11 protein-coding genes and 1 riboswitch are annotated in these 13,363 nt (G+C 69.8%); of the genes, 6 read left to right on the plus strand and 5 right to left on the minus strand.

Annotated elements, in window-relative coordinates:
- Positions 1-29: 29 nt before the first annotated feature.
- Both FLV34_RS12040 and FLV34_RS12045 read right to left on the minus strand, forming a co-directional pair.
- Entirely contained in the window at positions 30-1,211 is a 1,182-nt protein-coding gene (locus tag FLV34_RS12040) for a sugar MFS transporter (RefSeq protein ID WP_147943099.1), read from the minus strand.
- A gap of 121 nt (positions 1,212-1,332) precedes the next feature.
- Positions 1,333-2,757 (minus strand): trehalose-6-phosphate synthase, encoded by a 1,425-nt coding sequence (locus FLV34_RS12045; RefSeq protein WP_142650916.1) that lies wholly within the window; start codon positions 2,755-2,757, stop codon positions 1,333-1,335.
- 103 nt (positions 2,758-2,860) lie between these two features.
- Between FLV34_RS12045 and FLV34_RS12050 the strand changes: the two genes are divergently transcribed.
- From FLV34_RS12050 to groL, 5 genes are all read left to right on the plus strand, one after another.
- Positions 2,861-3,412, plus strand: coding sequence for an RNA polymerase sigma factor (locus tag FLV34_RS12050; protein WP_142650917.1), 552 nt, complete (start codon positions 2,861-2,863; stop codon positions 3,410-3,412).
- A gap of 260 nt (positions 3,413-3,672) precedes the next feature.
- A riboswitch (SAM riboswitch) is annotated at positions 3,673-3,812 on the plus strand.
- A 14-nt stretch (positions 3,813-3,826) separates the two neighbouring features.
- A complete protein-coding gene (gene thrC, locus FLV34_RS12055; RefSeq protein ID WP_142650918.1) occupies positions 3,827-5,101 on the plus strand; it encodes a threonine synthase in 1,275 nt (424 codons plus the stop codon).
- 45 nt (positions 5,102-5,146) lie between these two features.
- On the plus strand, positions 5,147-5,422 hold the full coding sequence (locus FLV34_RS12060) for a MoaD/ThiS family protein (RefSeq protein ID WP_142650919.1): 276 nt from the start codon (positions 5,147-5,149) through the stop codon (positions 5,420-5,422).
- Between the two features lie 256 nt (positions 5,423-5,678).
- Positions 5,679-5,879, plus strand: coding sequence for a cold-shock protein (locus FLV34_RS12065; RefSeq protein ID WP_079319298.1), 201 nt, complete (start codon positions 5,679-5,681; stop codon positions 5,877-5,879).
- A gap of 403 nt (positions 5,880-6,282) precedes the next feature.
- Positions 6,283-7,905: a chaperonin GroEL gene (groL, locus tag FLV34_RS12070; RefSeq protein WP_079319299.1), complete on the plus strand. Its 1,623-nt coding sequence runs from the start codon at positions 6,283-6,285 to the stop codon at positions 7,903-7,905.
- A gap of 71 nt (positions 7,906-7,976) precedes the next feature.
- On the opposite strand, the gene FLV34_RS12075 is transcribed toward groL, so the two are convergent.
- Both FLV34_RS12075 and FLV34_RS12080 read right to left on the minus strand, forming a co-directional pair.
- Entirely contained in the window at positions 7,977-8,405 is a 429-nt protein-coding gene (locus FLV34_RS12075) for a GNAT family N-acetyltransferase (protein WP_147943100.1), read from the minus strand.
- Positions 8,402-10,387 carry an AAA family ATPase gene (locus FLV34_RS12080; protein WP_147943101.1) on the minus strand — a complete coding sequence of 662 codons (1,986 nt, stop codon included), beginning with the start codon at positions 10,385-10,387 and terminating at the stop codon, positions 8,402-8,404. The genes FLV34_RS12075 and FLV34_RS12080 overlap by 4 nt, the downstream gene beginning before the upstream one ends.
- A gap of 65 nt (positions 10,388-10,452) precedes the next feature.
- On the opposite strand from FLV34_RS12080, the gene FLV34_RS12085 reads away from it, so the two are divergent.
- Complete coding sequence (locus FLV34_RS12085; RefSeq protein ID WP_142650922.1) at positions 10,453-10,833, plus strand: hypothetical protein; 381 nt, start codon at positions 10,453-10,455, stop codon at positions 10,831-10,833.
- A gap of 824 nt (positions 10,834-11,657) precedes the next feature.
- Here the strand turns inward: FLV34_RS12085 and FLV34_RS12090 are convergent.
- Positions 11,658-13,313, minus strand: coding sequence for a DNA repair helicase XPB (locus tag FLV34_RS12090; protein ID WP_142650923.1), 1,656 nt, complete (start codon positions 13,311-13,313; stop codon positions 11,658-11,660).
- Between the last annotated feature and the right edge of the window lie 50 nt (positions 13,314-13,363).

Below are 13,363 nucleotides of genomic sequence, written 5' to 3' on the forward strand. Positions count from 1 at the left end.
GCTCCCTCCACGCGCGTCGATGGACGGCGCTAGGAACGCGTCCGGGAGGCGGCCGCTCCTCCGGCGGCCACCGCGATCAGGGCGGGCGCGAGCAGGAACGCCGTGTGCGTCCCGAAGCCGTCGCCCAGCGCGCCGAGCACGAACGGCCCGCTGCCCGAGCCCACGCCCGCCCAGATCGAGGCCGCGCCGGACGCCTGGTCCGGCCGGCCTCCCGACACCTCGATCATGCGGGTGAGGCCCATGGGGAACTGGACCGAGATGCCGAGCCCGCTGAGCGCGAGCCCGGCGTAGCAGACCGGCGCCGAGGTCCCGGCCCAGAACAGCGCCCAGCCCGCCAGGGTCACCCCGAGCGAGCCGAGCAGCACCGAACCCGGCGCGAAGCGCAGGGCCAGCCGGGCGCCGCCGAACCGGCCTGCCGCCATGCCGGCCAGCATCGCGCTCAGCCCGGTCGCCGCCAGGCCGGGCGACAACCCGGTCCGCTGGGAGAGCAGCTCGGCGGCCCACAGGTTGAAGGCGAACTCGATGGCCACGCAGCACAGCAGGACCACCCCGGCGATGTGGAAGCGCCAGCCGTACGGCGCCCTGCCATCTGATGCCTCCGGCATTGTGCCGCTGCCCGGCCCCTCTGGCACCGCCGCGGACGGTGATGGCACCCAGATCCGGCCCATGAGCAGGGCCAGCAGGAGGGTGGAGGCCACCGGCACGAACAGCGCGGGCCGCCAGCCGGCCGGTGATTCGGCCACCACGCTGAAGGCGTAGGTGGTGGCGATTCCGGCGATCACGCCGACCGCGTTGGCCTCGCTGATGACGGCCGCCCCAGCCTGGCCGTGGTGGTCGCTGAGCACCGCCATCATCACGTAGAGCGCCGTCGAACCGCAGCAGCCGGCGAGCGTGAAACCGGCCAGGGTGAACGGGAGGGCGTGTCCGAACACGACGAGGAGCACCCCGGCGTTCATCCCGGTCAGGCCGGCCCAGGTGACGACGCGCCGTCCGAATCGCCTGGTCAGCGCCGGCAGGGCCAGCCCGCCGGCGATGCCGCCCAGCGCCATCCCGGTGCCGTGCAGCCCGGCGACGGCCTGGGAGACGCCGAGCTCGGCGCGCAGGAGGGGGAGGGCGGCGGACAGGCCGTAGAGGTAGGTGGCGAAGGTGGCGAGCTGGAGATAGATCAACCAGGTGGGGCTGTCCCTGATGACCTTTATGTTGCGGTCCAAAGTCAGGCAAGGCTAGCGCAGCCGATCATCCGGGACGAGGGCCGGACGCTGTGGCGTACAGCACCCGCACCGGATCAGCGCAAGGCGACGGCACGTCAGCGCCGGGCGGGGTCGGCCGGGATCAGGGCAGTGCGGCGAGCTGGTCGTCGAACCAGCGCTGGGGCGGCAGGGCGGTGGCGGCCTCGCGCAGCCGCAGGCCGCGCCTGAGCCGTTCCTGCTCGGGCAGCGTCAGCGCGTCGTGCAGCGCCGCAGCGGTGCCGGACACGTCGTAGGGGTTGACGAGCAGGGAGTCGGCCCCCAGCTCGGCCGCCGCGCCCGCCTCGCGGGACAGCACGAGCGCGCACCGGGGCGACAGGATCGGGCCCTCCTTGGCCACCAGGTTCATGCCGTCCCTGATCGGGTTGACGAGCAGCACGTCGGCCAGCCGGTAGGCGGCCAGCGAGCGCGGATAGTCGTCGTTCACGTTGAGGATCAGCGGGTCCCAGTCCTCGGTCGCGTACTCGTCCTCGATCTCCTTGGCGCAGCGCTGCACGGCCGCTGTGTATTCGCGATATTCCGGCAGGTCGTGGCGGGAGGGGTAGGCGAACGCTAGGTGGACGACCCGGCCGTGCCATTCGGGGTGGGTGGCCAGGAACTCCTGGTAGGCGCGCAGGCCGCGCACGATGTTCTTGGACAGCTCGGTGCGGTCGATGCGCACGATCAGCTTGCGGTCGCCCACGAGGTCTCTGATCACGGACATGTGCGACTCGACGTCCTGCTCGGCGGCCCGGGCCAGCAGCGCCTCGCCGTTCACGCCGAGCGGGTGCACGCCGATCCTGGTGGTCCGCCCCTCGTACGTGACCGTCCGGGCGGCGTGGTCGACGTCGGCGCCGAGCAGGGCTTCGCAGCAGTCCATGAAGGCGCGGGCCCAGCGCGCGGTGAGGAATCCGGCGTGGTCGGCGCCGAGGATGCCGGTCAGCACCTCCGCCACGACGTCCTCGGGCAGCAGTGCGAAGTATTCCGGCGGCGCCCAGGGCGTGTGCGAGAAGTGGGCGATGCGCAGGTCGGGCCGCTCGACCCGGAGCATCGCCGGGGTCAGCGTCAGGTGGTAGTCCTGCACCATGACGCGCGCCCGGTGGGCCGCCTCCTCGGCCAGGGCCAGCGCGAACGCGCCGTTGTACGTGCGGTACGACTCCCACTCGCGGCGGAACCGCGTGCCGAACTCGGGGGAGAAGGGCGTGTTGTAAAGCAGGTGGTTGACGAACCACAGGGTCGAGTTGGCCACGGCGTTGTAGGCCCGGTGGAAGACGGCGGGCGGAATGTCCAGCATGCGGATCGGGCCCGTGTCGAAGGCCCGGTCGAGCCGCCCGCCGTGCGTCCGGCGCACCGCCCCCCGGTCGCCGTCCGACAGCGCCGCGCAGACCCACAGGACGTCGGTGTCCTTGACCACCTCGGACAGGCCGGAGACGAGCCCGCCGCCGCCCCTGCGCATGGTCAGGCCGCCGTCTTCAGACAGCGTGAAGGACACCGGGCCCCGGTTGGACGCGATCAGAACGGTGCTGCTCATCTTCGGGTTCCCTCGATCAGAGCGGGCGCGCATGCCGGAAGATTAATAAAAGCCGACCTCCGTCAATAGGATGTCAACCGATCGCGGGAGGGCTGGATACGGCATGGCACTGGACGACACCACCGAGGACCTGGCCCGATCTGCTGCCCGGGGGGACCATCGCGCGCTCGGCGAACTGCTGCGGCGCATCGAGCCCGACGTGCTGCGGCACTGCGAGAGGCTTCTACCGTATCGGCAGGACGCCGAGGAGGCGGCGCAGGACACGCTGCTCGCCGTGGCGCGCAACATCGCGAGGTTCGAGGGGCGGGCAAGGTTCAGCACCTGGCTGCACATCGTGACCGTCAACTGCGCCAGGACCACCTATCGCTCACTCAAGCGGCGTTCGTCCGAACAGGTGGAGGAGCTGCCCGAGCAGCGGCCCGATCCCCGGCGGGTGAGCGTCATCGCCGGCTCGCGGCTCGACCTGCTCGACGCGATGGAGGCGCTGGAGGCCGAGCGGCCCGACCTCGCCCAGGCGCTCGTGCTGCGCGACATCTGCCAGCTCGACTACGCGGAGGTCGCCGACCAGCTCAAAATCCCCCTCGGGACGGTCAAGTCCCGCATCCACCAAGCGCGCAAGTACGTGCAGAGCGCCCTCGGCGAGGCGTACGGCTGATACAAAACGTCTCGCCATATGAGACGTCAGAACGGACACCGGGGACGCCGGGGTACAGTGCTAGTGCCGCGACTGACAAGATTTGCCCGCACGGGGCGGTGGCCAGACTGGTGCATCGCAAGGCGGAGGAGGAGCTCGTAGCCGGAGGCCACGGGCGACGACGACAACGCCGCGAGGTGCCGCTCTGGGTGACGCGACGGGGCAAAGATTGGCAGGAGGGGCACTTAAGGACCTTCTCTGGAAGGTCCTACAACTGAACATGCTCATCCAGAGGGGTGGAGGGACCGGCCCTGCGAAGCCCCGGCAACCTCCCCGGTGTCGAACTCGTGCCCACGAGGCCCGGCCGGGACAGGTGCCAATTCCGGCTCGTGGCCAAGGTGGTCGCGAGCGAAGATGAGGGAAAGGCCTCGCTTCATGGCGCACACCAGCACTGCCGCTAGCACTCCCGCGAACACCGTCGAGTTCGGCCCCGCCACCGGACTTTCGTGTCGTGAATGTGGCGCTCTTTACGAACTCGGCCCGATTTTCGCCTGTACGGAGTGTTTCGGCCCCCTTGAGGTGGCGTACGACTTCGGCGAGATCCGTCGGGAGGACATCGAGTCCGGCCCGGCGAACATCTGGCGTTACCGCTCCCTGCTCCCCGTTCCCGCCGGCGTGACGGCCAAGCCCAACCTCCAGCCAGGCTGGACCAAGCTCGTGAAGGCCGACAGGCTGGCGGCCGAGCTGGGCCTGCGGTCGCTGCACGTCAAGGACGACTCCGGCAACCCGACCCACTCCTTCAAGGACCGTGTCGTCGCGATCGCGCTGGAGGCCGCGCGCAACTTCGGCTTCCACACCCTGTCGTGCTCCTCCACCGGCAACCTCGCCGGCGCGGTGGGCGCGGCGGCCGCCCGGGCCGGGCTGGACTCCTGCGTGTTCATCCCCGCCGACCTGGAGCCGGCCAAGGTGACCATGGCCGCGGTGTACGGCGGCCGCCTCGTCGCCATCGACGGCACCTACGACGAGGTCAACCGCTTCTGCTCCGAGCTCATCGGCGACGAGCTGGGTGAGAAGTGGGGCTTCGTCAACGTCAATCTCCGGCCCTACTACGCCGAGGGCTCCAAGACGCTGGCGTACGAGATCGCCGAGCAGCTCGGCTGGCGGCTGCCCGACCAGATCGTCATCCCGGTGGCCTCCGGCTCGCAGCTCACGAAGATCGACAAGGGCTTCCGTGAGCTGATCAAGCTGGGGCTGGTCGAGGAGCGGCCCTACCGGATCTTCGGTGCGCAGGCCGAGGGCTGCTCGCCGGTCTCCCGGGCGTTCAAGGCCGGGCAGGACGTGGTGCAGCCGGTGCGGCCCGACACCATCGCCAAGTCCCTTGCCATCGGCAACCCGGCGGACGGGCCGTACGTGCTCGACATCGCGCGCCGGACGGGCGGCGCGGTGGAGGACGTGACCGACGAGGAGATCGTCGACGCGATCCGCCTGCTGGCCAGGACCGAGGGCGTCTTCGCCGAGACCGCGGGCGGCGTCACGGTCGGCGTGCTGCGCAAGCTGGTCCGCGAGGGCCGCCTCGACCCGGACGCCGAGACCGTGGTGCTGAACACCGGCGACGGGCTCAAGACGCTCGACGCGGTGGCCGAGCACGCCCGTCCCACCGCCGTCATCCGTCCCTCTCTCGACGCGTTCCGTGCGGCATTCGCCAACTGAAAGCGTTTCAAAAGGCCCATCGGCAGTAACGAAAGCGAGCGAACAATGAGCGTTTCCGTGCGGATTCCGACGATTCTCCGGACGTACACCAACGGGGCCGCGGAGGTGAGCGGCGAGGGAGGAACGCTTCGCGAGGTCCTGCAGAAGCTCGACGCGGACTACCCGGGCATCGGCGGGCGCATCCTCGACGAGACGGGTAAGATCCGGCGTTTTGTCAACGTCTACGTCGGAGAAGAGGACGTCCGATTCGCCGAGGGTCTGGACACCGCCACGCCGGACGGAGTGCAGATTTCGGTCATCCCCGCCGTCGCCGGAGGCTGAGCCGCCGCACCGGGGCCGAGCACCTGACATGCGCTTCTGCGGGTGGAGAAGTCATACGGTGCCATGGCAAATGGTGCAGCTCTCAACTATTAAACAGTAAAGTGAATATTCTTCGGTCCCGCTTTGAGCGAACGCCAAGTAGTAGTTTGCGGATTGACTCTGTTGTCCTACGGCTTGACACGGGTATGGTCGATGTCGATCGACAAAACCGGGGGCTTCTTGGGTGTGGTCCCCAGCCCAGCAAGAGGAGTCGGAAGTGGCGCAGGGCACCGTCAAATGGTTTAACGCGGACAAGGGCTACGGCTTCATCGCGGTAGACGGTGGTAAGGACGTGTTCGTCCATTACTCGGCAATCCTGATGGACGGCTACAAGGCCCTCGAGCAGGGTCAGCGGGTTGAGTTCGACATCACGCAGGGTCAGAAGGGCCCGCAGGCGGAAGCCGTACGCGCCGTCTGATCCCGTCATCGACCTACGGAAGGCCCGGTGCGCGACCCCGCGCACCGGGCCTTCCGCCTGCTGTACGCCTTCTTTGCCTTACTCGGCCCCGCGGTTCAGGCCGGTGAGTGTGGTGCTCCGGAGGGAGCCTGGCCCCTTGGTCTCGGCCGGCTCGGCTGGTGAGTCTCGGCAGGTGGCGCGGCGCACCGAAGGGATGCTCCGGACATACCGTACAAGCTGGTCAGCATGGCTTCCGCTTGCACTCTCAGGGGTAGAGTGCTAAATACTTGTTTGGCACTCTGAGGTCGAGAGTGACAACAATCGGGATCGGGGCGATGGGGCCCGCGCAGGGATAGCGGGTCCATGCCGTCGCGGGCGTCGGCTCGGTCCGTGAAGACACCCTGCTACTGGGAGGTCTAGCCTAATGGCAGCCAAGATGATCGCGTTTGACGAGGACGCCCGGCGCGGTCTCGAGCGCGGTATGAACCAGCTCGCCGACGCCGTGAAGGTGACCCTCGGCCCGAAGGGCCGCAACGTCGTGCTGGAGAAGAAGTGGGGCGCCCCCACGATCACCAACGACGGTGTCTCCATCGCCAAGGAGATCGAGCTCGAGGACCCGTGGGAGAAGATCGGCGCCGAGCTCGTCAAGGAAGTCGCCAAGAAGACCGACGACGTCGCCGGTGACGGCACCACGACGGCTACCGTGCTCGCCCAGGCGCTGGTCCGTGAGGGTCTGCGCAACGTCGCCGCGGGTGCGAACCCGATGGCGCTGAAGAAGGGCATCGAGGCCGCCGTCGAGCGCGTCAGCGAGGAGCTGTCGAAGCTCGCCAAGGACGTGGAGACCAAGGAGCAGATCGCCTCCACCGCCTCCATCTCCGCCGCCGACACCGAGATCGGCGCCCTCATCGCCGAGGCGATGGACAAGGTGGGCAAGGAAGGCGTCATCACCGTCGAGGAGAGCAACACCTTCGGCCTGGAGCTGGAGCTCACCGAGGGCATGCGCTTCGACAAGGGCTACGTGTCCGGCTACTTCGTGACCGACCCCGAGCGCATGGAGGCGGTCTTCGAGGACCCGTACATCCTGATCGTCAACTCCAAGGTCTCGGCCAACAAGGACCTGCTGCCGCTGCTCGACAAGGTCGTGCAGTCCGGCAAGCCGCTGGTCATCATCGCCGAGGACGTCGAGGGCGAGGCCCTGGCCACCCTGGTCGTCAACAAGATCCGCGGCCTGTTCAAGTCCGTCGCCGTCAAGGCTCCGGGCTTCGGCGACCGCCGCAAGGCCATGCTGGGCGACATCGCCATCCTCACCGGTGGCCAGGTCATCTCCGAGGAGGTCGGTCTCAAGCTCGAGAACGCCACCCTCGACCTGCTCGGCCGCGCCCGCAAGGTCGTCGTCACCAAGGACGAGACCACGATCGTCGACGGCGCCGGTGACGCCGAGCAGATCGCCGGCCGGGTCAACGAGATCCGCGCCGAGATCGAGCGCACCGACTCCGACTACGACCGCGAGAAGCTCCAGGAGCGCCTCGCCAAGCTGGCCGGCGGCGTCGCCGTCATCAAGGCCGGCGCGGCCACCGAGGTCGAGCTCAAGGAGCGCAAGCACCGCATCGAGGACGCCGTCCGCAACGCGAAGGCCGCGGTCGAGGAGGGCATCGTCCCCGGTGGTGGCGTGGCTCTGCTGCAGGCCGGCGCCAACGCGTTCGACAAGCTCGAGGTCAACGGCGACGAGGCCACCGGTGCCGCGATCGTCCGCAAGGCCCTTGAGGAGCCGCTGAAGCAGATCGCCGTCAACGCCGGCCTCGAGGGCGGCGTCGTGGTGGAGAAGGTCCGCAACCTCCCGGCTGGTGAGGGCCTCAACGCCGCGACCGGCGAGTACGTCAACATGTTCGAGTCCGGCATCATCGACCCGGCCAAGGTCACCCGCTCGGCGCTGCAGAACGCGGCGTCCATCGCGGCGCTGTTCCTGACCACCGAGGCCGTCATCGCCGAGAAGCCCGAGAAGGAGAAGGCCCCCGCCATGCCCGGCGGCGGCGACATGGACTTCTGATCCATCTGCCTGCTTCGTCTCAACGGAAGGGCGGTTCCCCTCGGGGGAACCGCCCTTTCCCGTTGAACGCGTCAGGTGAGGCGTCTGACCCAGCGGGCGCAGTCGGTCTGCATCGTGTATCCCGCCGCAGTCCAGGCGTGATGCGCCAGGGCGTTGTCGTGCAGGACCATCGCGTCGGCGCGGAACGCGCCGAACTTCCTGAACCGCTCCTCGGCGGCCCGGATCAGCAGCGATCCGATGCCCATGCGCCGGTGGGCGGGGTCCACGGCGAGCCGGTAGAGGTGGGCGCGCCAGCCGTCCCATCCGGCGATGAGCGTGCCGACCATGCGGCCGTCGATCTCGGCGACGAGCAGCGCCTCGGGATCGCGCTCGATCAGGGCCACCACCTTGCCCGCGTCGTCGTGCCTGTCGGTGTTCTCCGCGGCCTCAAGCCAGAACCGCAGTACGGCCGGGACGTCGTCGAGCGCTCCATAGCGGACGCGTACGTCGGGAGAGGTCATCGCAGCTCCTCCGGAAGATCGCGGTCGTGCAGGACGGTCAGCGACGTTACCGCCCGGGTGAGGACCACGTAGAGGCGGGCGAGGCCACGCTCCTCCGCCTCCACGATCGCGGCCGGCTCGACGACGATCACGTGGTCGTACTCCAGACCCTTGGCGAGCGTCGCCGGGACCAGCAGCACCCGGTCGTCGCCCGTCGAGTCGGGGCCGAGCACCGTGTGCGGCACCGCCGCGGCCTCCAGAGCCGCCGAGAGCGCGGGAAGGGCCGAGTCCGGGGCGATGACGCCGATGGAGCCCTCCTGCGCGAGAGCCTGCCGTACGGCCCCGGGGAGGGCGGCGGTGACGTCGGCCTCGCGGCGTACGGACAGGGAGCCTGCGCCGGGACGCAGCGAGCGCGGCGGGGCGAGATCCGGCGCCACGGAGGGCAGCAGCCGCGCGGCGAAGTCGAGGACCTCGCGAGGCACACGGAAGCCGAGCGTGAGCTCGGTGACCTCGCCGGACGGCTGGCCGAGGTGGTCGAGCACGGTCTTCCACGAACGCGCCGACCAGGGAGTGGTGCCCTGGGCGAGGTCGCCGAGCACGGTGGCCGAGCCGGTGCGGCAGCGGCGTCCGAGCGCCCGCAACTGCATCGCCGACAGGTCCTGCGCCTCGTCCACCACGAGGTGTCCCCGCGACGGCGTCCGTTCGATGAGGTCGGCCAGCTCGTCCAGCAGCGCCGCGTCGGCGGCCGTCCACTTGGCCGAGCGGTGCGACTTGTACGGCTTGCGCCACAGGATCAGGGCCTGCTCCTCCGGCGAGAGGTCCGACTTCGCCGCCTTGGCGAGGAACTCCGCGTCCGACAGCAGCCGGAACAGCACCTGCTCGGGGGTGAGCTTCGGCCAGACGGCGTCGAGCACGGCCTTGACCGGCTTCGACCGGGCCACGGCGTCCTGGACCCGGTCGTCGGGCGACTCGCCGCGCCGTTCCATCTGGACGAGCACGGCGTGGGCGAGCCGCTGGGCCAGGGTGGCGCGGCCCGGGCCGTACCGGGTCGTGCCGCGCAGCGAGGCGACGATCTCGCGGACCTCGTGATCGGGCACCCGATAGCGGTTGATGCCCTTGGTGAACAGCACCCCGTCGACCGGCTTGGTCACGTGCAGCCACAGCGCCCGCCTGACGACCTCGGCCATGCGGGCGTCGCCCTTCACGGCCGCCACCGCGGGGTCCTCGGGATGGGCGTGGTCGCCCAGGACCCCGGCCACCGTCGTCTGGTCGACCTTCACCTCTCCGAGCGCGGGCAGCACCGAGGAGATGTAGGACAGGAAGGCCCGGTTGGGCCCGACGATCGTCACGCCCGAGCGCGCCAGCTTCTCCCGGTGGGTGAAGAGCAGGTAGGCCGCGCGGTGCAGGCCCACGGCCGTCTTGCCCGTGCCCGGCGCCCCCTGCACGCAGACGGTCACGCCGAGGTCGGCGCGGACGATCTCGTCCTGGTCGGGCTGGATGGTCGCCACGATGTCGCGCATCGGGCCGGTGCGGGGCCGCTCGATCTCCTCGGTCAGCAGCCTGCTCTGCCCGAGCGCCCGGCCGTCGAGCGGCTCGTCCTCGTACGCGGTGAGGTCGCCGCCCTGGTAGCCGAACCGGCGGCGCAGCGCCACCCCCATCGGGTCGGCGGGGCTGGCCTGGTAGAAGGCGCGCGAGACCGGGGCGCGCCAGTCGATCACGAGGGGCCGGCTGCTCTCGTCGTGGACGTGCCTGCGGCCGACGTAGACCGTGCTCGGCAGGTCGTCGCCGGCCGCACGGTCCAACCGGCCGAAGAACAGCGGCGCGTCGGGGTGGTCGGCCAGTGCGGCCACCCGCTGGTCGAGCAGGCCCTGCAGAACCTGCTGCGACACCCAGTCGCCGGCGGCGTCCGCCGACAGCGACTGCGCGTGCTCGCGCATCGCTCGCAGCGCGGCTCGGGAGGCCGCGAGATGGGCGCGCTCGGCTTCGAGCACATCTCCGGGCATGCGAAAACTCCTCTGGGCATGACGAGGTCGGGACTTGTGGAAGCGGGAAACTCAAGAGCTTAGCGATGGACACCGCGATGCCGAAACGGTATTTCTCTCGCGTGTCGCTCTTTCCCGGGACGGGTATCTGTACTCGGGTGACGCGCACCGTGGTTCCTCCGGCGATCCCGGCCGCGGCGAGCCTGCTGCTCGCCGCGCTGTGGGGGTTCGCGGTTTTCGGCGACTGGAGCACGCAGGCCTTCTGCACGACGAGCGTGGGACCGTCGCCGGGCTGTGCGGACCGGATCGCCTCGGTGGTCACGGTGTCCGTGATGGTCGGAGTGGTTGCGGTGTGCGCCACCGGGTTCGCCTGGTTCGCCCGGCGCGAGTCCCTGTACGGCGTCGCCGTGGCGGCCTGGATCGTCGCGCTGGTGGTGTTGTTCGTCGGCGGCCTGACTGTCCAGTGACCGCGCCCCCTTGACCGGCGCGAGAAGCTTTCCGGAGGAGGCGTTGGAGCGCTCCATCGTCGGCCCCCGGGAGAACGACATGCAGTAGTGGGGTGATTTGTCCTGATATGCCGCGTGGGTGAGCCGGGCTCGCCGTTCTGCGTGAGCCGGGCGTATAGACGGGCGGGATGAGGGGCAGCGAGAAACCAGGATCAAGACGAAAAATGCGCATATTGTGTGATTCGCCTTGTCTGCTGGGTATTGCCGCCATCACGACTGCATCATGTGAGGGCAAAGCGCGAGGAGGTGATGTGGTGACCAGCCCCAAGGGCATCTCCTGGACCTAGTGAGCACACGCCACCGGGCTCGGGGAGCGGAGCGGGCTTGGCGAGGACCGGGACCGGGCTCGCCGGTTCGCCGGTCATGCGTTGGACCTGGTCGCGCAGCGCCCGCCCCGCGGCGGTGGTTGCCCCCTCGTCGCCGATCAGCCCGCGCGCGGCGCATCGAGTCGCGCGCGGTGAACAAGGTCGCAGCCGGTGAACAAGGCCGGGCGCGGCGGCCTGCTTCGCGCCACGCCGGCCGGTGCCCGCGAAGCTCTGCCCCGGGCCGCGAAGCCTTGGGCTGGGACCCCGAAAGCCCTACGCCAGGCCGCGAAGCTCTGCTCCGGGCCGCGAAGCTCTGCTCCGGGCCGCGAAGCTTTGCGCCGGGCTGCGAAAGGTGCAGGAACCCCGAGCGCTGTGTCGGCCCGGGATCCGTGCATCGGGGTCTGCGCGAAGCCGTACGTCGCGAACCCGAAGCTCTGTGCCGGGGCCGCGGTCAGCGCCGGGTCCTCTTGGCCTGCGTCGTCAGCGTGCGGGGTCTTCTTCGCCCACGTCGTCGGCGTCGATGATGTGGTACGCGTAGCCCTGCTCGGCCAGGAACCGCTGCCGGTGCGCGGCGAACTCCTGGTCGACCGTGTCGCGGCTGACCACCGAGTAGAACCGTGCGCCGCCGCCGTCGGCCTTGGGGCGCAGCACCCGGCCGAGCCGCTGCGCCTCCTCCTGGCGTGAGCCGAACGTGCCGGAGACCTGGATCGCCACGGACGCCTCGGGCAGGTCGATGGAGAAGTTGGCGACCTTCGAGACCACCAGCACCCGGATCTCCTTGTCGCGGAACGCCTGGAACAGGCGCTCGCGCTCCTTGACCTTGGTCTCGCCCTTGATGACCGGCGCGTTCAGGTGCTCGCCCAGCTCGTCGAGCTGGTCGATGTACTGCCCGATGACCAGCACCTGCTCGTCGGCGTGCCGCCGCACCAGCGCCTCGGTCACCCGCGTCTTGGCGGGTGTGGTCGAGCAGAACCGGTAGCGCTCGTCGTTCTCGGCCATCGCGTAGGCCAGCCGCTCGTCGTCGCTGAGCGTCACCCGCACCTCGACGCACTCGGCGGGGGCGATGTAGCCCTGGTTCTCCATCTCCTTCCAGGGCGCGTCGTAGCGCTTGGGCCCGATGAGCGAGAAGACGTCGCCCTCCCGGCCGTCCTCGCGTACGAGCGTGGCGGTGAGGCCGATGCGACGGCGGGCCTGGAGGTCGGCGGTCATCCGGAAGATCGGCGCGGGCAGCAGGTGGACCTCGTCGTAGACGACGAGCCCCCAGTCGCGGGCGTCGAACAGCTCAAGGTGCCGGTAGGTGCCCTGCCGCCGGGTCGTCATGACCTGGTAGGTGGCGATCGTGACCGGCCGGATCTCCTTCTTGGTGCCGGTGTATTCGCCGATCTCGTCCTCGGTCAGCGAGGTGCGCCTGAGCAGCTCCTGCTTCCACTGGTGGGCGGAGACCGTGTTGGTGACGAGGATCAGCGTGGTCGCGCGGGCGTGCGCCATGGCCGCCGCGCCGACGATCGTCTTGCCCGCGCCACACGGCAGCACCACGACCCCGGAGCCGCCGTGCCAGAACGCGTCGGCCGCCTCCTTCTGGTAGGGCCGCAGCGACCAGCCGTCCTCGCGCAGGTCGATGGGGTGGTGCTCGCCGTCGACGTATCCGGCCAGGTCCTCGGCCGGCCAGCCGAGCTTGAGCAGCGTCTGCTTGATGTTGCCGCGCTCGGAGGGGTGCACGGCCACGATGTCGGCTCCGAAGCGCTCCCCGACCAGTGGCTGGATCTTCTTGGAGCGCAGCACCTCCTCCAGCACGGCCCGGTCGGTGCTGGTGAGCACCAGGCCGTGGATGGGGTGCTTCTCCAGCCGCAGCCTGCCGTACCGCGCCATGGTCTCGGCGACGTCCACGAGCAGCGCGTGCGGCACCGGATAGCGGCTGAAGCCGATCAGCGCGTCGATCACCTGCTCGGCGTCGTGCCCGGCGGCCCGGGCGTTCCACAGCGCGAGCGGGGTGACCCGGTAGGTGTGGACGTGCTCGGGCGCGCGCTCGAGTTCGGCGAACGGGGCAATGGCCTTCCGGCACTCGTCCGCCCTCGGGTGGTCGACCTCCAGCAGCAGCGTCTTGTCCGACTGGACGATCAGCGGCCCGTCACTCAATGCCTGCTCCCCCTCGTACGGCTAACGCCTATCAAACACGAGGCCGGGCC

The sequence above is a fragment of the Microbispora sp. CSR-4 genome (assembly GCF_008033685.1).
GTDB lineage: Bacteria > Actinomycetota > Actinomycetes > Streptosporangiales > Streptosporangiaceae > Microbispora.